This window comes from Streptomyces sp. A 4/2, from assembly GCF_940670765.1.
Classification (GTDB): domain Bacteria; phylum Actinomycetota; class Actinomycetes; order Streptomycetales; family Streptomycetaceae; genus Streptomyces.
In genome coordinates, this window is record NZ_CALNVW010000010.1 from 58,393 (window position 1) to 77,058 (window position 18,666).

Consider the following 18,666-nt stretch of genomic DNA (forward strand, 5'->3'; position numbering starts at 1 on the left):
CAAGATCCGGGAATCGGCCATGCGAAACTTTTCACATGGCTCTTACGCGCCCCCATCGCCGTACCACCGCCGTCCGCCGCGCCGCCCAGTTGGGCGCAGCGGTCGTGGTCGGTGCGCTAGCCCTGTCGGCGTGCGGATCCGGGGCGAAGGTGAGCAGTTCGCAGGGTTCCCGGTACGTGACCAGCAGCAGCGGGATCGTCACCGCGTCGAAGAGCAGCCGCGAGTCCGCCCCGGAACTGTCCGGTAAAACCGTCGAAGGCAAGACACTCGATGTGTCGAGCGCCTACCACGGCAAGATCCTCGTGCTGAACGTATGGGGCTCCTGGTGCCCGCCCTGTCGTGCCGAGGCGGTACATCTGGCCAAGGTCTCCAAGGACCTCCAGGCCAAGGGCGTCCAGTTCGTGGGGATCAACACCCGCGATCCCTCCACCGGTCCGGCGAAGGCGTTCGAGAAGGATTTCGACGTTCCGTATCCGAGCCTCTACGACCCGACCGGCAAGCTTCTTCTCCGCTTTCCCGCAGGAAGTCTCAATCCGCAGTCCATTCCCTCCACGATCGTGGTCGACCGCGCGGGGAAGATCGCCGCGCGCAAGTCGGGCGGGGTCGACGAGGACATGCTGCGCAAGATGATCGACCCGCTGATCGCGGAGAAGTGATCCTGTGATCGCTCTCGCCGCGGCGGCGGCCGGCACCGCCCCGAACCCGACGATCGTCAGCGGGGCGTTGCTGCTTGCGCTGCCGCTCGCCGTGCTCGCCGGGCTCGTCTCGTTCTTCTCGCCGTGCGTCCTGCCGCTGGTCCCCGGCTACCTCAGTTACGTCACCGGGGTCAGCGGCACGGATCTGGCAGAGGCCCGGCGCGGCCGGATGGCCGCGGGCGCCTCGCTGTTCGTCGTCGGCTTCACGGCCGTCTTCGTCTCCGGCGGCGCGCTCTTCGGGTACTTCGGGCACCGGCTCCTGGAGCACGAGGCCGTCATCAGCAAGGTCCTGGGCGGACTGATGATCCTGCTCGGGATCTTCTTCATGGGCATGATGCCCTGGTTCACCCAGCGTGAGTTCCGTTTCCACAAGCGGCCGGTGACCGGGCTGGTCGGTGCCCCGCTGCTGGGCGCGCTCTTCGGTATCGGCTGGACGCCGTGCCTGGGGCCGACCCTCGCCTCCGTGCAGGGCCTCGCCTTCGAGCAGGCGACCGCAGGGCGCGGGGCGATACTGACCGTCGCGTACTGCCTCGGTCTCGGCGTGCCGTTCGTGCTCGCCGCAGTGGCCTTCCGCAAGGCCCTCGGTGCCTTCGGCTGGGTGAAGAAGCATTACGTCTGGGTGATGCGCATCGGCGGGATCATGATGATCGTGACCGGGCTGCTGCTGCTCACCGGCGCCTGGGACCGCATCATCCAGGAGATGCAGGTCTGGACGAACGGCTACGCGGTGGGGATCTGAGTTCCATGAGCAAGACGACCGAAACGACGGACCCCGCGAACGACCGCGCCGAGAGCGAAAGCGATCTCGGCGCGGCGGGATCGCAGCTGTCCACCGCTCCCCGGGAGGAGTCGGCGTCCAGCCTCCCCGCCATGGGGGTCGTGGGCTGGATCCGCTGGTTCTGGCGGCAGCTGACCTCGATGCGCGTCGCGCTGCTCCTGCTGCTCCTGCTGTCGCTCGGCGCCATCCCCGGCTCGCTGATCCCGCAGACCAGCATCGACGAGATGAAGGTCGCCGACTTCAAGAAGAAGCACGACCTGATCTCGCCCTTCTACGACAAGCTGGGGCTCTTCCACGTCTACAGCTCGGTGTGGTTCTCCGCGATCTACATCCTGCTGTTCATCTCGCTCATCGGCTGCATCGTGCCGCGCACCTGGCAGTTCGTCGGCCAGCTGCGCAGCCGCCCGCCGGGCGCGCCCAAGCGGCTGACCCGGCTGCCCGTCTACACGACCTGGCGTACGGACTCCGAGCCCGAGGTGGTTCGCGAGGCCGCGCTGGCGATGATGAAGAAGCGCCGCTTCCGCGCGCATATCGCGGGCGATGCGGTCTCCTCCGAGAAGGGCTATCTGCGCGAGACCGGGAACCTCCTCTTCCACATCGCGCTGATCGTGCTCCTGGTGTCCTTCGCGTCCGGGCAGCTGTGGAAGTCCGAGGGCGGCAAGCTGATCGTCCAGGGCGACGGCTTCTCCAACACGCTCACGCAGTACGACGACTTCAAGCCCGGCACGCTCTTCAACCCGGACGACCTGGCGCCGTTCAGCTTCACGCTGGACAAGTTCATCGGGACGTACGAGAAGAACGGGCCCAACCGCGGCACACCTCGCAGGTACGAAGCCCAGGTGACGTACTCCGAGGGCGCGACCGGCAAGGACAAGAAGGGCGTCATCAAGGTCAACGAGCCCCTTGAGGTCGACGGCTCGAAGGTCTACCTGATCTCGCACGGCTACGCCCCGGTCGTCTCCGTCAAGGACGGGCACGGCAAGGAGATCTACCGCGACGCCGTGCCGCTGCTGCCGCTCGACTCCAACGCCACGTCGACCGGTGCCATCAAGGTGATGGACGGGTACCGGAACGCCGCGGGCAAGAAGGAACAGCTCGGCTTCCAGACCATGTTCGTGCCGACGTACGCGGGCAAGGGCAAGGGCACCATGTTCTCCACCTTCCCGGGGCTCGACTTCCCGGTGATGGCGGTGTCCGGCTTCCACGGCGACCTCGGGGTCGACTCGGGGCTGCCGCAGAGCGTGTACCAGCTCAACCCGAAGAACATGAAGCAGTACAAGGACAGCAAGGGCAACAAGCTCGCGAAGCTCCTGCTGCCCGGCGAGACGATGAAGCTGCCCGGCAGCGAGGGCTCGATCCAGTTCGTCGGGGTCAAGCAGTGGGCCAGCTTCCAGATCTCGCAGCAGCCGGGCACCGACTTCGCGCTCGTCGGCGCGCTGTCGGCCATCGTGGGGCTCGCCGGATCGCTGTTCATCCAGCGCCGCCGTGTGTGGGTGCGTGCCGTACGAGGAGAGGACGGCGTGACCGTCGTCGAGATGGCGGGGCTGGGGCGGAGCGAGTCCGCGAAGCTCCCCGAGGAGCTGGCCGACCTGGCCGCGACGCTCCATTCAGTGGCGCCGTCGGCGCCTGATCCCGCTGCAACCGCAGAGACTCCCGAAGGGGCCGAGAAGTGAATCTCGCCGCCGGAACCAATGAGAACCTGGCGCACATCAGCAATGTGCTCGTCTATTCGTCGATGGCCGTCTACACCCTGGCCTTCTTCGCGCACATCGCGGAGTGGACCTTCGGCGCGCGCAGCAAGGTGGGCCGTACGGCCGCCGCGCTGACGTCGACGGTGTCCGCCGCCGCCCCTGCCGTCCAGGTCAAGAAGGCCGGAGGCACCGCCGTACTGGACCGGCCGAAGATCATCACCCGGTCCGCGGCCGGCTCGCGCGACGTGCCGGACGGCCCGGGAGCCTCCGGCGGCACCGAGAAGGGTGACCTGTACGGGCGGGTGGCGGTCTCGCTGACCGTCCTCGGGTTCCTCGTCGAGGCGGGCGGTGTGGTGGCCCGTGCGCTGTCGGTGCAGCGTGCGCCGTGGGGCAACATGTACGAGTTCTCGATCACCTTCTCCTCGGTGGCGGTCGCGGCGTACCTGGTCCTGCTGGTCCTGAAGAAGAACGTCCGCTGGCTGGGCCTGGCCCTGGTCACCACGGTCCTGCTCGACCTCGGCATCGCCACCACGGTGCTCTACACGAGCAGCGACCAGCTGGTCCCCGCGCTCCACTCGTACTGGCTGTACATCCACGTCTCGACGGCGATCATCTGCGGCGCGATGTTCTACATCGGTTTCGTCGGCACCGCGCTCTACCTCTTCCGCGACAGCTTCGAGGCGAAGCTGGCCCGCGGCCAGGAGCCCAGCGCCTTCGCCCGGTCGGTGCTCTCCCGGCTGCCCTCGGCGGCCTCGCTCGACAAGTTCTCGTACCGCATCAACGCCGCGGTCTTCCCGCTCTGGACGTTCACGATCATCGCGGGCGCGATCTGGGCGGGCGACGCCTGGGGCCGCTACTGGGGCTGGGACCCCAAGGAGACCTGGTCGTTCATCACCTGGGTCGTGTACGCCTGCTACCTGCACGCCCGCGCGACGGCCGGCTGGAAGGGCCGCAAGGCCGCCTATCTGGCGCTCTTCGCCTTCGCCTGCTGGATCTGGAACTACTACGGCGTGAACATCTTCATCAGCGGCAAGCACTCCTACGCCGGGGTCTGACCCCGCCGCCTGTTCCACCATCGAAGAGGGCCGGTTTCCCGACACGTGTCGGAGAACCGGCCCTCTTCTGTGCGGAACGGGCCCCGCCGCGCGAGGGTGGTGTCATGACCGAGGCCCTCGCACACGGCACCAGCACCAGCCACGGGAACAGCCACGTCCTGCGGTTCGCCCTGTACCTGCCGCATCCGGCGGCGCGGGTGTGGGGCGCCGTCGCCACCCCCGTGGGGCTCCCCGGCTGGCTCGCCGCGGCCGACGTCTTCGAGTCGCGGCTCGACGGCCGGGTGACGCTGCGCTGGCTCAACGAGCCGACGGTGGCCACCGGGAGCATCACCGCCTGGGACCCGGAGCGGGTCGTGGAGTACACCCTCTCCGTGCACGGCCGGGTCAGATTCCATCTGGAATCGGTGGGCCCCGACGCGACCGTGGTGCGGTTCAGCAACGAGTTCACCGGCGCCCCGGCGCAGCTGCTGGACTCGCTGGCCGGGTGGCACATCCACTTCGAGTTCCTGTACGACGCGCTCGAAGGCAGCCCCAAGGACTGGTCCTCCTGGAACCGGGAGCGCTGGCAGCTGCTGCGCGCCGCCTACGAGCGCGGCGGCACACACTCCTGATTCGGGGGGTTCTTCTTCGGCCAGGCGAGTTCCTTGAAGTGCGGGGTGCCGTCGGCCGCGAGCTCCACGATCGGTACGGCCTTGTCGTACGGGTTCCCGTAGTTGTCCAGGCAGATCCAGCCGCTCGCGCCCTCCACCCGCAGCGGCCCCTGCAGCTTCGACCACTCCCGCCCGACGTCGTCGATGTCCGGCAGGATGCTGCTGCTCGCCCTGGCCTTCCGGATGCCGGTCACCGCGGTCGTCATGCCGTCGTACGCGATGATCGCCTGCCCGTCGGCCAGCGACTTGGCACCGATCGGGCCGATCGGGCCGACCTCCTTGCCCGACGCGGTCGCCACCCACTGGAAGAACTCGGTGTAGTCGGCTGCCGTGCCGCCGGTCTTCGGCGTCGAGGGGTTCCCGGACGTCCACGCGTCGGGGTGGGCGAGCGCCGCGTACTCGACCGTCACCTTGGCCGCGCCCTTGCTCCTCGGCCGCAGCGCGCTCCGGTTGAGCTTGGTGTCGTAGCCGAGGTACGAGCCCTCGTCACCGGTGAGGATGGTGTACGGCTTCTCCTGGCAGCCCCGCTTGCCCAGTTCGTTCACGAACTGCCGCAGCTGGGTGTGGCGCCCGGCGAAGAGGATCGTGTTCACCTGGGTCGAGCAGATCACCTCGGTGTCCTGCTCGAAGGTGTTGGCGGTCGAGCCGTCCTGGGACGGGTTGGCCGGTGAGGTGTACTCGCGGTCCGCGTACGGGGCGCCCTTCATCAGTCCGTCGAAGGCGCTCTTCAGCGTCGAGGTGTAGTGGTCGCCGGGGCGGTTGTCGCGGACCATCAGGGTCTTCCTGGGGTCGACGTCGGCGAAGTTGGCCAGCGCGGCGGCCTCGTCCTGGTTGGTCGGCGAGACCCGGGCGAGCCCTGGGAAGTGGCTGGACTTCGGGCCGTTGGCGATGTCGTCGGCCGTGATGGTGGTGCCGATGACCGGAATGTGATGCTGCGTCAGATCGGTGACGGCGGCGCGGGTCTCGTCACTGCTGGTGGCCACCCCGGAGACGGCCCGCAGATGGTCGGGGGCGCCGGTCATGCCCTCCAGCTTCTTCACGGCGCCGGGCCAGAGCGCGCTCCCGACACCGGTGTTGGCCAGCACGAGCCTGATCTTCGGCACCAGACCGTTGGAGCCGTGGTTGGCGCGGTACTGCTCGACGAAGGCGCCCTGTGTCTCGTGCAGCACCTTGTTCGCCATGTCCCGGTCCGTGGAGGTGAGCGGCAGCAGCAGGGCGACCGTGGCGTACTCGCCCTTCTTCAGGGTCCGGTTCTCCCGGGCGATGGCCTGTGCCACGTCGTGCAGCGCGGGTCTCCCGAAGTCGTAGCCGTCGCCGTTGACGCCGATGCACTCCGCGCCCTTCTCGGGGCGGTCGACGCCCGTGGCGCAGTGCAGATCAGGGGTGTAGATCGCGTATGCGGCGATGCCCGCCCCGGCGAGCAGCGCCAGGACGACCGTCGAGGTCAGGATGCGCCGCAGGCCGGTGAACCAGAAGAATTCGCGGAAACGATTGCTCACAGCGCGTTGCCCCCCAGGTCGCTTGCTGAACGGTCCAGGCCCCGCCACTCCCGGACGGCCGTCGGCCAGTTCCTGGAGGCGTGCCAGAGCACCTCGTTGCCGGTGGGGTGCAGCCCCGAGAGCTGCCCCAGTTCGTCCCCCATCTTCTCGGCGAGACCCTCGTCCGGCAGCGCCAGGAGATCCGTCAACTGCCAGACGCAGTACAGCAGTCGGCGTATGCGCAGATGGAAGATCCGGTCGATGCCGTCGGGTGTCACCTGCTCCGCGTCGGTCCGGCCGAGGGCCACCGCGCGCCGGTCGTCGTGGTCCGCGAAGTACGGGGCGGACGCGATGAAGCGCAGCTCGTCGAGCCAGTCGGCGGCGGACGAGACACCGAACGTGTCGCGCAGATACGTCACCGCGTTCTCGGTGCGGCCCAGCGCCAGCTCGTGGTGGAGACGGCGCGGCGCTGTCTCCGCGCAGAGGTCGCGCATCGTCTCCTGCACCTCGCGCCAGCGCTCGGAGGTGGTGGTCGCCTCGCCGTCCGGGTGGCGCAGCCGGTGCAACAGCAGGGTGCGCAGGAACGGGTCGCCGATGAAGTGGTCCGGTGCGACGGGCCAGTACTCCCCGGTCAGCAGGTCGCGCATCGGCAGCACGCCCGCCCGGCCGCCGTCGTGGTCCAGCCGGGCGGCGGCCAGCTGCTCGGCGTCCGCCGTGCCGTGCGCGGCGGCCAGTACCGCGAGCCGGTCGAGCCTCGCGGGATCCACCAGCTGCTGGAGCAGTTCGGTCACGGTCGGGCGGCCCGGTTCGTCCTCACGCAGCAGCACCGGACGCGAGAGCAGTGAACCGGGGGTCAGATGCTCGGGGCCCTCGGCGACCGGAACCGTCGGACCCGCCAGCTGGACCGCCTGTCCCGCCGCCTTCGTCAGCAGGGCGACGCCGAGCGGCCGGCCGCCGGTCAGCCGGTGCACGGAGCGGGCGAGCAGCGGCGGAGTACGCATCGCCGGGTCCTCCCGGCCGAGCATCTGCCGTACGTGCTCGGGCCCCAGCGCCGTCAGCTCCACGACGAGCGCGCCCGACGCGACCTCGGTGCCCCGGGTCCACGGTGTGGTGTGCGTGACCTGGGGGAGGGCGCAGCGCTCGGCGGAGCGCAGCGCCGGATGGTCGTACCCGCGCAGCGCCGCGATGAAGACGACCTGGTCGGGGCGGCCCGCGGCGCGGTCGCGCAGTACCGGCTCAAGGAGTCGGCGGCCCAGCGGTGCCTGGACGTTGTCGAGCAGCACCAGCGGCCTGCCGACCCGGCGCAGCCGCCCCATGCCCTGGTACGCGGCCCGCAGATCGGCGCGCAGGGCGCCGACGAGATGGCGCTCGGCGAGCGCCCGTGCGTCACTGTCGCGTTCCCGGTGGAACTGGAGCGCCATCAGGTTCAGGCCGCGCTTCGCCTGGCCGCCCGCGCCGGGGTACTGCCCGTACCAGTTGGCGGCGGCGCGCTGCCCGCGGTCGAAGAGGTCCTCGAGCAGCGATTCGACGGTGGTCTCGACGATGACGTCCAGGCCGGGCGGCGCGCCCGTCCACAGCGCGGCGAACTTCGCCGTGATCTTGACCAGCCAGCCACGGCTCAGGCTCTTGAGCCGGGAACCCGACTCGACGAGCATGCCGAGCCGCAGCGCCTCGTCATGGACCTGCTGGCGGTTGTTCGGGTCCCAGCCGGTGGACGCGATGGCCATCAACCCGGCCGCCAGGCGCGGGAATTCGACCGCTCCGGCGCCGCGCACGGCGGGCCCGAGCTGCTCCCCGAGCACCGAGAGCGCCTCGGTGACGGGCGACCAGAAGGGCGCGCGCGGATGGCTGGACGGGATCGCCGCGAAGTCCGGGTGCTCGCAGTCGATCAGCGCGACGGGCGTACGGCCGCGGTAGTTGGTGCGGAGCTGTTTGAGTACGACGGTCTTGCCCATGCCGCGACCGCCGGTGAGCACGGCCACCGGCAGGTCGTCCCGCCCGCCCGCGAACGCCTCGGTGGGTGTCTGCTGGTAGCCCTCGGGCGGCAGGCCGATGAGGCGTGGCGCGAGGCCGTGGAGGAGCGCGTCCCGTCCGTACAGCTCTCTGTCCACAGCACCTCCCGTGCCGGTCGGCGCAGCTGTCACTGCGCCAACATCAGCTTATATACGGGAGGTTGGTAGGGGTAAAGGTTTCACGCCGCGGCTGAAAGACACCTTTGGCCGTCGGGTGGGCGTACCGGGACATCCCTCACGCATCGCCGGTCGTACGGCCGGTCGCCGTGTCGTTCGCGGGGCCGTTCGCGGGGCCGTTCGCGGGGCCGTTCGTGTCGCTGTTCGCGTCGTCGTTCGTGCCGTCCGGCTCGTCCCCGATGTCCTCGTTCCAGAGCGCCGGATGCCGGGTGACGAAGTCCCGCATCAGCTCCACGCACCCGGCGTCGTCGAGCACCACGACCTCCACCCCGTGCCGGGCCAGCCAGTCGTGGCCCCCGTGGAAGGTGACCGCCTCCCCGACCACCAGCCGGGAGATCCCGAACTGCCGGACCAGGCCGCTGCAGTACCAGCACGGGGAGAGCGTGGTGACCATGGTCGTGCCCCGGTACGACCGCTGCCGTCCGGCCGCGCGGAAGGCGTTCGTCTCCGCGTGCATCGAAGGATCGCCGTCCTGGACACGGCGGTTGTGCCCGTGGCCGAGCAGCTCGCCGTCCGCCCCGTACAGCGCGGCGCCGATCGGGATGCCGCCCTCCGCCAGCCCGGCCCGCGCCTCCGCGACCGCCGTGGCCAGCCACTCCTGTGCCTGGGTGAGTTCCATCCCCCGATCCTCCCAGGGGCCCGCCCGCCGGAGGCTCAGGCGGGCGGCCTCAAGGAAACAGGCGGGCGGCCTCAAGGAGGGCGGAGACTCAGCTCGCTTCGTCGCCGCTCTCGCGCCGCCGCAGTTCGTCCTCACGGCGGCGCAGGTCCGCCTCCCAGTCCTTGAGCAGCGACTCGTCCTTCTTGTTCTCTTCCGTCAAGGACTTCAGGAACTCGGGATTGTCGTCGGGGGCCGTCCACGTCGTCCGCTGGTTGCGGTGCCACTCGGCGGGGGTCGAACCCGCGCCGGGGCCACGCCGCTGCTTGCCCGCGACGATCCAGGCGATCGGGCCGACGAGCACTTCACCGAAGAGCAGGATGATGATGACCCAGATGACCTTCGGCAGGCCGCGGACCTCTTCCTCCGGCGTGTTCAGGCAGTCGATGAAGGCGTAGATCCACAGCGCCAGGACCAGCAGGAACGGCAGATACCTGAGCATGGTCGAACGTTCCCCCCAGGGAATGGTGACGGGACGTTCCGTACATCCCGATGACGGCCACAGGGTAACGGTCGGGCGCCCTCGGCCGCGCCGGTCGAAGGCTCCCGGCAGGCTTCGCCACGGAGGATGACAGACTGGACCGCATGGCTTATGACGATCTTCGCTCGCTGCTCAGGGCGCTGGAGCGCGATGGCGACCTCAAGCGCATCAAGGCCGAGGTCGACCCCTACCTGGAGGTCGGGGAGATCGTCGACCGCGTCAACAAGGCGGGCGGTCCCGCGCTGCTCTTCGAGAACGTCAAGGGCGCGTCCATGCCCCTGGCGATGAACGTCTTCGGTACCGACCGCCGCCTGCTCAAGGCGCTCGGCCTGAAGTCGTACGACGAGATCAGCGGCCGGATCGGCGGACTGCTCAAGCCCGAGCTGCCGCACGGTTTCGTCGGCGTACGGGAAGCCTTCGGCAAGCTCGGCTCGATGGTCCACGTACCGCCGAAGAAGGTGAAGTCCGAGGCCGCCCCCGTGCAGGAAGTGGTCCTGACCGGTGACGACGTGGACCTGGACCAGCTCCCCGCGCTCTTCACCTGGCCCGAGGACGGCGGCTCCTTCTTCAACCTGGGGCTGACCCACACCAAGCACCCCGAGACGGGCATCCGCAACCTCGGCCTCTACCGGCTCCAGCGCCACGACAAGCGCACCATCGGGATGCACTGGCAGATCCACAAGGACAGCCGCAACCACTACGCGGTGGCCGCCAGGAAGGGCGAGCGGCTGCCCGTCGCGATCGCCTTCGGTGCGCCGCCCGCGGTGACGTACGCCTCCACGGCCCCGCTGCCCGAGGACATCGACGAGTACCTCTTCGCCGGGTTCGTGCAGGGCAAGCGGATCGAGATGGTCGACTGCAAGACGGTCCCGCTCCAGGTCCCGGCGCACGCCGAGGTCGTCATCGAGGGGTGGCTGGAGCCCGGCGAGATGCTGCCCGAGGGTCCCTTCGGCGACCACACCGGCTTCTACACCCCGCAGGAACCGTTCCCCGCGCTGACCATCGACTGCGTCACGATGCGCAAGCGTCCGCTGCTGCAGTCGATCGTCGTCGGCCGCCCGCCGACCGAGGACGGGCCGCTGGGCCGCGCCACCGAGCGCTTCTTCCTGCCGCTGCTCAAGATCATCATTCCGGACATCGTGGACTACCACCTCCCCGAGTCGGGCGGCTTCCACAACTGCGCGATCGTCTCGATCGACAAGAAGTACCCGAAGCACGCGCAGAAGGTCATGCACGCGGTCTGGGGCGCCCACATGATGTCGCTGACCAAGCTGATCGTCGTGGTGGACGCCGACTGCGATGTGCACGATCTGCACGAGGTGTCCTGGCGGGCCCTCGGCAATACAGACTACGCACGCGACCTGACCGTCGTCGAAGGTCCGGTCGACCACCTCGACCACGCCTCCTACCAGCAGTTCTGGGGCGGCAAGGCGGGGATCGACGCAACCAGGAAGTGGCCCGAGGAGGGCTACACGCGGGACGGCGGCTGGCCCGAGATGGTCGAGTCGGACCCGCAGACGGCGGCGAAGGTCGACCGCCGTTGGAAGGAGTACGGGCTTTCGTGAGCGCCGATTCAGCAACCCGGGACCTCTTCGGGCCCGAGCCCGCGCCGCCGGGCCGGGTGAAAGCTTTCCTCAGGCTGGTGATGATCGAGCACTCGGTCTTCGCGCTGCCCTTCGCGTACATCGCCGCGCTGACCGCGATGTTCCAGCTCGACCGCAGCATCCACTGGGGACGGCTGGTCCTGGTCACGGTCGCGATGGTCGGGCTGCGGACGTTCGCGATGGCCTGCAACCGCATCATCGACCGCGAGATCGACGCCCGGAACCCGCGCACCGCCACCCGTGAACTGGTCACCGGCGCGGTCTCGGTGAAGTCGGCCTGGACCGGGGCGCTCGCCGCGGTCGTCGTCTTCCTCGGCGCGGCGGCGGCGCTGAACCCGCTCTGTCTGGCGCTGGCGCCGCTCGCGGTCGTGCCGATGGTGGTCTATCCGTACGGCAAGCGGTTCACCAACTTCCCGCACGCCATCCTCGGCCTCGCCCAGGCGATCGGCCCGGTCGGGGCCTGGCTGGCGATCACCGGGGAGTGGTCCTGGGACGCGGTGATCCTCGGTCTCGCGGTCGGCGTGTGGATCGGCGGCTTCGACCTGATCTTCGGCTGCCAGGACGTGCAGGCGGACCGGGCGCACGGCGTGAAGTCGGTGCCGGCCCGCTTCGGTATCCCGGCCGCGCTGTACGGCGCGCGCGGCTGCCACGTCGTGACGACGGGCCTGCTGGTCTGGTTCGCGGTGGCGACGCACGCCGGGGCGTTCTTCTGGATCGGGCTGGCGATCGTCGCGGTGGCGTTCGTCTACGAGCACACGGTGGTCAAGCCGCACGACCTGTCCCGGCTGAACCGGGCGTTCTTCAGCGTCAACGGATTCATCGGCATCGCACTGTTCGTGTGCGCGCTGCTGGACCTGCTGGTGCGCGGCCTGACCGTCTGAGGTGCCGACCGGCCGAGGCGCCCAGCCGTCCGTGGCGCCGACCGGCCGAGGCGCCCAGCCGTCCGGGGGGCCCGGCCGTCCGCGGCGGCGTACGCCGGGTGCGCGGCCTCACGTACGGACGGCGCGCCGCACGTACGCACGGCGCGGCCTCACTGGAGGAGCGGGGCGGGGGCGGGCTCCGTGGCCCGGCGGCGGAACACGAACGCCGCCGCCACCCCCGCGGCCAGCCCGAACAGATGCCCCTGCCAGCTGACCCCGGTGTTCCCCGGGGAGATGCCCAGCAGTATCGAGGAACCCCAGACCGCGCCGACCAACAGCCCGGCGCCGATGTCCAGGATCCGGCGGTCCACGAAGCCGCGGACCAGCAGATAGCCGAACAGCCCGAAGACCAGCCCGGACGCGCCTGCGGTGTTGGTGTGCGCGGGCGCGACCAGCCAGACACCGAGCCCGTCGACCACGACGATCAGCGCGGCCACCGCGGCGAATCTGCGGATACCGCTCAGCGCGGCCAGGAACCCGAAGACCAGCAGCGGCACACTGTTGGACGCGACATGGGCGAACCCGAAGTGGATGAAGGCGGAGGGCACCACATCGCGCAGCTCACCGAGCTGACGCGGTTCGACGCCGAACGTGTCCAGCGCGTGCCCCGTCGACACGTCGATCACTTCGAGCACCCAGAGCAGGGCCACCCACCCGGCCATCAGCTTGGCCGCGGCTCTGACCCGGTCGCCGGTGCCCCACGCGAGCCGATCCGGCGTCGTGGCCATCGCGGACCCCCACTCCTCGTTCCCTTGCGGGGATCCCTTGTCCCCGTGCCGGGAACGTCCGGGGCACCCTGCTGAGTTCCGGTTCGAGGCCGCACCCGGTTCGGTTCCCGGGCCGCACCCGGTTCCGGATCCGGGCCGCCGGATAGGCTCGGACCCGTGGAGCAGGTGAACGTACACAGTCAGCAGCAGCGTCGGCCCTGGGTCGTCGGAATCTCCGGGGCGTCCGGTACGCCGTACGCGGCAGCCGTGCTGCGCGGGCTGCTGGACGCGGGTGAGGACGTCGACCTGGTGGTCAGCCGCGCCTCCCGGCTGACGCTGCTCGACGAGACGGGGATCGCGTTCCGGGACGCGCACTGGCAGCAGGACCTGGGCACCTGGCTGTCCAGGGGCGCCGACGGCAAGCCGGGCACCTTCGCGGTGGACGCGGTGGGGATGGCGGACGCCGGGCGGGTACGGCACTGGGCCGCCGGGGATCTGGCCGCCGGGCCGTCCTCCGGTTCGTACCCGGTCAAGGGGATGCTCGTCGTCCCCGCGTCCACCGCCTGTGTGGCCGGGGTAGCGCTGGGGCTCTCGAAGGACCTGCTCCAGCGGGCGGCGAGCGTGACCCTCAAGGAGCGGCGCCGACTGGTCGTCGCGGTGCGGGAGACCCCGCTCAACGGTCAGACGCTGAAGCACCTGGTGGCCCTGGACGAGGCGGGCGCCGTGGTGCTGCCCGCCTCACCCGCGTTCTACGCCGGGGCGACGCACATCCAGGACCTGGTGGACTTCGTGGCCGGCCGGGTGCTGGACGCGGCCGGGGTGCCGCACCGGCTGTACCGCCGCTGGGAGGGAGAGCTCGGAGGCTCCCGCACACAGGATCCGTCACAGGGCCCCGCCTGAGGGGACCCCGGTAGCCGCGGCCGTGATTCGCAGGGTATTTTCCCTGCAAGCCTAAGATTTCAGAAGCAAGCTCGCCATATTCCTGAACAATGGAAGGCTCCAACGGTATGGACGCGGTGGACAGGCAGCTCATCCAGGCACTGCGGGAGAACGGCAGGGCCTCCTACGCCGAGCTCGGCCGGCTCGTCGGACTCTCCGGCCCCAGCGTCACCGACCGCATCAACCGTCTTGAGGCCGCCGGAGTCATCACCGGTTACCGCGCCACCGTCGACGCCAAGTCGCTCGGGCTCGGGGTGACCGCCCTGATCGGCATCTCGCTCTCGGACGCGGCCGACCACGAGGACGTCGCGCACCGCCTGAAGGACCTCGCCGAGATCGAGGACGCCTGGTTCATCGCCGGTGACGACTCGTACATGCTCAAGGTCCGGGTCGACGACGTGGACGGTCTGGAGCGGACCATCCGCAGGCTGAGCGGCACCCGGGGCGTCTCCAGGACGCGTACCACGATCGTGCTCTCCACCAAGTGGGAGAACCGGGTCGGCGAGCTCCCCGAGCAGAGCTGACCCGGACGGCCCTGCCGGCCCGGACTGCCGTGCGGGTCCCGCCGCCGGAAACCGGAAAGGCGGGGGAGTACGGTTGGCTGGTTGTTTACGTACGCATATGGGAGGCGGCCGCTACATGACTGCATCGATCACCGATGTCGGCCTCAAGCGCGAGCTGGAGGCGAAGGTCCGGGCCGGTGAGCGGCTGACCCGCGAGGACGGGATCGCGCTCTACGAGACGGACGACCTGGCCTGGCTCGGTGGCCTCGCCCACGAGGTGCGTACGCGCAAGAACGGCGACGTCGTCCACTTCAACGTGAACCGTCACCTCAACATGACGAACGTGTGCACCGCCTCGTGCGCCTACTGCTCGTTCCAGCGCAAGCCGGGCGAGAAGGACGCGTACACGATGCGCATCGAGGAGGCCGTCCGCCTCGCCAAGGCGATGGAGGGCGACAACCTCACCGAGCTGCACATCGTCAACGGCCTGCACCCGACGCTGCCGTGGCGCTACTACCCCCGCTCGCTCAGCGCGCTGAAGGAAGCCCTTCCGCAGGTCGCGCTCAAGGCGTTCACCGCCACCGAGATCCACCACTTCGAGACGATCTCCGGGATGTCGGCCTCCGACATCCTCGACGAGCTGATCGAGGCCGGTCTGGAGTCGCTGACCGGCGGCGGCGCCGAGATCTTCGACTGGGAGGTCCGGCAGCACATCGTCGACCACGCCACCCACTGGGAGGACTGGTCGCGCATCCACCGCCTCGCGCACTCGAAGGGTCTGAAGACCCCGTGCACGATGCTGTACGGGCACATCGAGGAGCCGCGCCACCGCGTGGACCACGTGCTGCGGCTGCGTGAACTCCAGGACGAGACCGGCGGGTTCCAGGTCTTCATCCCGCTGCGCTACCAGCACGACTTCGAGGACATGAAGGACGGCAAGATCCGTAACCGCCTTCAGGCCCGTACGACGATGGCGAGCGGCGTCGACGCGCTGAAGACCTTCGCGGTCTCGCGTCTCCTCTTCGACAACGTCCCGCACGTCAAGGTCTTCTGGCCGATGCACGGCGTGCAGACCTCGCAACTCGCGCTCCAGCACGGCGCCGACGACATGGACGGCTCGGTCGTCGAGTACAAGATCACGCACGACGCGGACAACTACGGCACGCCCAACAAGCTCAGCCGTGAGGACCTGCTCGAACTGATCCGTGACGCGGGCTTCCGCCCGGTCGAGCGCAACACCCACTACGAGATCGTCCGCGAGTTCGACGGTCCCGACGCGGACCGCCGGGAGTCCCCGCAGACGATGCGTTTCTGACGTCGGCACGCGCCGGCACCCGCACCGCGGACCTTCCGCTGCGGACCCCTGCACGACGGAACCCCGGCCACGGCCGGGGTTCCGCGCTTTTCTACGCTGGTCCCCATGAGCCTCACGTTTCAGCTGGACCCGCCGATCGACACCGGGCTGCGGGACGGCGTCGTCGCGCTCTGGGCGGACGTGTCGAACGCCGGCGGCGCCGTCGGGTTCGTCCCGCCGGTCAGCCCCGACGACATACGCCCCGAACTCGTCAAGCACCTGGCCGCGATGGCCGAGGGCCGCACCCGGCTGCTGGTCGGCAGGGAAGCCGACGGCACGGTCGCCGCCACCGCCTTCCTGGCGTACAACACCCACCGTCTGATGCGGCACTGGATCTGGCTGTACACGGTGATGGTCCACCCCTCCCACCAGGGAAAGGGATACGGGCGCGACCTGATGGAAGCGGCGGCCGGAGCCGCCCGTACCTTCGACGGCGTCGAGAGCATCCGGCTCACCTGCCGGGGCGGCACCGGCGTCGACCGCTTCTACGGATCCTGTGGTTACAAGGAGGTCGGCCGGGTGCCCGGCGCGATCCGCGTCGCCCCCGGGGACGACCGCGACGACATCACGATGTACCTGCCGCTGCTCTGATCCGGGCGGGTGACCGATCCGGACCGGCCGGCTGATCCGGCCGACACGGCGTGACCGCACCCGGGCCGACACGGCGTGACCGCACCCCGGCCGGGACGGCCACAACTGGGGCGTGCTTCACTTGTCGGGCAGGATCCGATGCCGTAGGTACGAAGAGAGAGGCCTCAGCCGTGTCTGTAGCCAACCCGGGCGCCACGATTCGCTACACCGCGATGCGAATCCTCATCTTCATGGGATCCCTGGTCTTCTGCGCCCTGCTCGTCCACTTCGGTGTGGTGCCGAAGGGACTCGGCGGCTCCAACGCCGTCTGGACGATCCTGCTCGCGCTGGTCATCTCCGCGCCGCTGAGCTTCGTCCTGCTGCGCCGGCAGCGCGACAAGATGTCCGAGCAGCTGATCAACAGGGTCGACCGGGCCAAGGCCCGGCTGGAGGCCAACCGTACGCAGGAGGACGGCCTCGTCCAGTAGGGCGGCCTCGTGCAGTGGGGCGGCCTCGTCCAGTGGGACGGCCTCGTCCAGTGGGACGGCCTCGTCCAGTGGGGCGGCCTCGTCCAGTGGGACGCCGGTCCGCCGGTAGGGTGCCGTTCCCTCCGTAGGACACCGGTCGCGGTACGTAGGACACCGTTCCGCGGTACGCCGCGCGCAAGCCGTTCGACAGGACCCCGGCACCGGAGCTCATCGCTCCGGTGCCGGGGTCCTGTCATTGGCGTGTCCCTCTGCTGTCGGCACCCTCTGCCGTCGGTGACCGGCTGCCCCAAAGCCCTGCTTTGAGACTCTCAAAGTTGAAGTGTTAATGTGTCCGACATGAAGACAGCCGCGCGCCCACATTTCACGAGCATCGTGCTCGTGGAGCGCCTGCATGTCGATCTCTGCCGCTGCATGTCCGCGGCCTGTCGCCGCGTCTGAACGGCCTCATGCGGCGGCGCCCCCCATGTGCTGGGCGCCGCGCCCCCGTCCCCCGTGCTCCATCCCGAGCACACAGCTGCGTCCTCACCGGAGTGTTCCCGTGTCCGCGAATTCCGCGAGCCCCGCCCCCAGTCCCACGAAGTTCCGAATACCCAAGATCCCGTTCTGGGCCCAGATCGTCGCCGGTCTGGTGATCGGTGTGCTGCTGGGCTGGCTGACCCGCAGCCAGGACATCCACTGGCTCTACGCCACGCTCGACAAGGTCGGCCACATCTTCGTCCAGCTGCTGAAGCTGGCCGTGGCCCCGCTCGTCTTCTTCGCGATCCTGGTGTCCATCACCAACCTGCGCAAGGTCAACAACGCCGCCAGGCTGGCCACCCGCACCCTGCTCTGGTTCATGATCACGTCGCTGATCGCCGTCGCCATCGGCCTCGCGATCGGTCTGATCACCAACCCGGGCGCCGGCACCGGCCTGACCCCGAAGGACGGCAAGCTGCCCGAACACGCGGGCTCCTGGCTGGACTTCCTCACCGGAATCATCCCGGAGAACGTGATCGACCCGTTCACCCAGCTCAACGTCCTGCAGATCGTCTTCATGGCAGCCGTCGCCGGTATCGCCGCGCTCTCCCTCGGTGAGAAGGCGCAGCCGATCCTCACCCTCAGCGAGGCCGTGCTCGAACTGCTCCAGAAGGCCCTGTGGTGGGTCATCCGCCTCGCCCCGCTGGGCACCATCGGCCTCATCGGCTTCGCCATCGCCGACTACGGCTGGGACCTCATCGGCAAGTACGCGACCTTCACGGCCGACGTCTACATCGGCTGCGCCCTGGTGATGTTCGGGGTGTACCCGATCCTGCTCGCCACCGTCGCCAAGGTCAGCCCGCTCCAGTTCTTCAAGGGCGCCTGGCCGGCGATCCAGTTGGCCTTCGTCTCCCGCTCCTCCGTCGGCACGATGCCGGTCACCCAGGCGTCGGCCGAGCGGCTCGGTGTGCCGAAGGAGTACGCGTCGTTCGCCGTGCCGTTCGGCGCGACGACCAAGATGGACGGCTGCGCCGCGATCTACCCCGCGCTCGCCGCGATCTTCATCGCCCAGATCTTCGACGTGCACCTCGGCGTCGGCGACTACGTCCTGATCGCCTTCGTGTCCGTCATCGGCTCGGCCGCCACCGCGGGCCTGACCGGCGCGACGGTCATGCTGACGCTGACCCTCTCCACGCTGGGCCTCCCGCTGGAGGGTGTGGGCCTGCTGATGGCGATCGACCCGATCCTGGACATGATGCGTACGGCTACGAACGTGGCCGGTCAGATCCTGGTCCCGGTCGTAGTCTCGGCCCGTGAGAAGATCCTCGACCTCGACGCGTTCCGGTCGGCGTCCGTCTCCCCGGTCGACGACCACGAGGCACGCGTCGCCCAGAAGAAGGACGCGGTTCCGGTCGCCGCCTGATTCCCGGCCGCACGGCTCCGGCCCCTCCTC

17 protein-coding genes and 1 pseudogene are annotated in these 18,666 nt (G+C 69.5%); 13 read left to right on the top strand and 5 right to left on the bottom strand.

Translation table 11 applies throughout. The features are described from left to right. Window positions 1–35 precede the first annotated feature (35 nt). From NBY69_RS06850 to NBY69_RS06870, 5 genes are all read left to right on the top strand, one after another. Window positions 36–656 (top strand): TlpA disulfide reductase family protein, encoded by a 621-nt coding sequence (locus NBY69_RS06850; RefSeq protein WP_250298991.1) that lies wholly within the window; start codon window positions 36–38, stop codon window positions 654–656. Window positions 657–660: 4 nt separating this feature from the next. Further along, on the top strand, window positions 661–1,434 hold the full coding sequence (locus tag NBY69_RS06855) for a cytochrome c biogenesis CcdA family protein (protein WP_374211221.1): 774 nt from the start codon (window positions 661–663) through the stop codon (window positions 1,432–1,434). Window positions 1,435–1,439: 5 nt separating this feature from the next. Next, window positions 1,440–3,146: a cytochrome c biogenesis protein ResB gene (locus NBY69_RS06860; protein WP_250298992.1), complete on the top strand. Its 1,707-nt coding sequence runs from the start codon at window positions 1,440–1,442 to the stop codon at window positions 3,144–3,146. Continuing rightward, on the top strand, window positions 3,143–4,219 hold the full coding sequence (ccsB, locus tag NBY69_RS06865) for a c-type cytochrome biogenesis protein CcsB (RefSeq protein ID WP_250298995.1): 1,077 nt from the start codon (window positions 3,143–3,145) through the stop codon (window positions 4,217–4,219). The genes NBY69_RS06860 and ccsB overlap by 4 nt, the downstream gene beginning before the upstream one ends. A gap of 104 nt (window positions 4,220–4,323) precedes the next feature. Further along, a complete protein-coding gene (locus NBY69_RS06870) occupies window positions 4,324–4,830 on the top strand; it encodes an SRPBCC domain-containing protein (protein WP_250298998.1) in 507 nt (168 codons plus the stop codon). On the opposite strand, the gene NBY69_RS06875 is transcribed toward NBY69_RS06870, so the two are convergent. The 4 genes and pseudogenes from NBY69_RS06875 to NBY69_RS06890 form a co-directional block, all read right to left on the bottom strand. Next, the gene (locus NBY69_RS06875; RefSeq protein ID WP_250299000.1) at window positions 4,803–6,368 is read right to left on the bottom strand and encodes a hypothetical protein; all 1,566 of its coding nucleotides are present in this window, start codon (window positions 6,366–6,368) and stop codon (window positions 4,803–4,805) included. The two genes, NBY69_RS06870 and NBY69_RS06875, sit on opposite strands and share 28 nt — an antisense overlap. Beyond that, on the bottom strand, window positions 6,365–8,458 hold the full coding sequence (locus NBY69_RS06880; RefSeq protein ID WP_250299001.1) for a hypothetical protein: 2,094 nt from the start codon (window positions 8,456–8,458) through the stop codon (window positions 6,365–6,367). The genes NBY69_RS06875 and NBY69_RS06880 overlap by 4 nt, the downstream gene beginning before the upstream one ends. A 250-nt stretch (window positions 8,459–8,708) precedes the next feature. Continuing rightward, window positions 8,709–9,155: pseudogene (locus NBY69_RS06885) on the bottom strand (nucleoside deaminase); the annotation flags it as partial. An 88-nt stretch (window positions 9,156–9,243) separates the two neighbouring features. Next, window positions 9,244–9,633, bottom strand: coding sequence for a PLD nuclease N-terminal domain-containing protein (locus tag NBY69_RS06890; RefSeq protein ID WP_250299003.1), 390 nt, complete (start codon window positions 9,631–9,633; stop codon window positions 9,244–9,246). A gap of 143 nt (window positions 9,634–9,776) precedes the next feature. Between NBY69_RS06890 and NBY69_RS06895 the strand changes: the two genes are divergently transcribed. Then, window positions 9,777–11,237, top strand: coding sequence for a menaquinone biosynthesis decarboxylase (locus tag NBY69_RS06895; RefSeq protein WP_250299005.1), 1,461 nt, complete (start codon window positions 9,777–9,779; stop codon window positions 11,235–11,237). Next, window positions 11,234–12,157, top strand: a complete 924-nt coding sequence (gene mqnP, locus NBY69_RS06900; protein ID WP_266641477.1) for a menaquinone biosynthesis prenyltransferase MqnP — start codon at window positions 11,234–11,236, stop codon at window positions 12,155–12,157. Before NBY69_RS06895 ends, mqnP begins: the two co-directional genes overlap by 4 nt. A gap of 149 nt (window positions 12,158–12,306) precedes the next feature. On the opposite strand, the gene NBY69_RS06905 is transcribed toward mqnP, so the two are convergent. After that, window positions 12,307–12,924, bottom strand: coding sequence for a rhomboid family intramembrane serine protease (locus NBY69_RS06905; RefSeq protein ID WP_250299007.1), 618 nt, complete (start codon window positions 12,922–12,924; stop codon window positions 12,307–12,309). A 165-nt stretch (window positions 12,925–13,089) separates the two neighbouring features. On the opposite strand from NBY69_RS06905, the gene NBY69_RS06910 reads away from it, so the two are divergent. The 6 genes from NBY69_RS06910 (at window position 13,090) to NBY69_RS06935 (ending at window position 18,636) form a co-directional block, all read left to right on the top strand. Continuing rightward, window positions 13,090–13,803 (top strand): UbiX family flavin prenyltransferase, encoded by a 714-nt coding sequence (locus NBY69_RS06910; RefSeq protein ID WP_250299557.1) that lies wholly within the window; start codon window positions 13,090–13,092, stop codon window positions 13,801–13,803. 107 nt (window positions 13,804–13,910) lie between these two features. Next, entirely contained in the window at window positions 13,911–14,366 is a 456-nt protein-coding gene (locus NBY69_RS06915) for an Lrp/AsnC family transcriptional regulator (protein ID WP_250299558.1), read from the top strand. 115 nt (window positions 14,367–14,481) lie between these two features. Further along, window positions 14,482–15,660: an aminofutalosine synthase MqnE gene (gene mqnE / locus NBY69_RS06920; RefSeq protein ID WP_374211222.1), complete on the top strand. Its 1,179-nt coding sequence runs from the start codon at window positions 14,482–14,484 to the stop codon at window positions 15,658–15,660. Window positions 15,661–15,765: 105 nt separating this feature from the next. Next, window positions 15,766–16,290, top strand: a complete 525-nt coding sequence (locus tag NBY69_RS06925; RefSeq protein ID WP_250299011.1) for a GNAT family N-acetyltransferase — start codon at window positions 15,766–15,768, stop codon at window positions 16,288–16,290. Window positions 16,291–16,502: 212 nt separating this feature from the next. Continuing rightward, window positions 16,503–16,757, top strand: coding sequence for a DUF4229 domain-containing protein (locus NBY69_RS06930; protein WP_250299559.1), 255 nt, complete (start codon window positions 16,503–16,505; stop codon window positions 16,755–16,757). Between the two features lie 538 nt (window positions 16,758–17,295). Next, on the top strand, window positions 17,296–18,636 hold the full coding sequence (locus NBY69_RS06935) for a dicarboxylate/amino acid:cation symporter (RefSeq protein WP_250299012.1): 1,341 nt from the start codon (window positions 17,296–17,298) through the stop codon (window positions 18,634–18,636). Window positions 18,637–18,666 lie beyond the last annotated feature (30 nt).

Excerpts from the sequence above, each read along its gene's own strand:
- NBY69_RS06850 (WP_250298991.1), top strand. The coding sequence starts at position 36 with ATGGCTCTTACGCGCCCCCATCGCCGTACCACCGCCGTCCGCCGCGCC.
- NBY69_RS06860 (WP_250298992.1), top strand. The coding sequence starts at position 1,440 with ATGAGCAAGACGACCGAAACGACGGACCCCGCGAACGACCGCGCCGAG.
- NBY69_RS06870 (WP_250298998.1), top strand. The coding sequence starts at position 4,324 with ATGACCGAGGCCCTCGCACACGGCACCAGCACCAGCCACGGGAACAGC.
- NBY69_RS06890 (WP_250299003.1), bottom strand. The coding sequence starts at position 9,633 with ATGCTCAGGTATCTGCCGTTCCTGCTGGTCCTGGCGCTGTGGATCTAC.
- NBY69_RS06895 (WP_250299005.1), top strand. The coding sequence starts at position 9,777 with ATGGCTTATGACGATCTTCGCTCGCTGCTCAGGGCGCTGGAGCGCGAT.
- NBY69_RS06905 (WP_250299007.1), bottom strand. The coding sequence starts at position 12,924 with ATGGCCACGACGCCGGATCGGCTCGCGTGGGGCACCGGCGACCGGGTC.
- NBY69_RS06915 (WP_250299558.1), top strand. The coding sequence starts at position 13,911 with ATGGACGCGGTGGACAGGCAGCTCATCCAGGCACTGCGGGAGAACGGC.
- mqnE (WP_374211222.1), top strand. The coding sequence starts at position 14,482 with ATGACTGCATCGATCACCGATGTCGGCCTCAAGCGCGAGCTGGAGGCG.
- NBY69_RS06925 (WP_250299011.1), top strand. The coding sequence starts at position 15,766 with ATGAGCCTCACGTTTCAGCTGGACCCGCCGATCGACACCGGGCTGCGG.
- NBY69_RS06930 (WP_250299559.1), top strand. The coding sequence starts at position 16,503 with ATGCGAATCCTCATCTTCATGGGATCCCTGGTCTTCTGCGCCCTGCTC.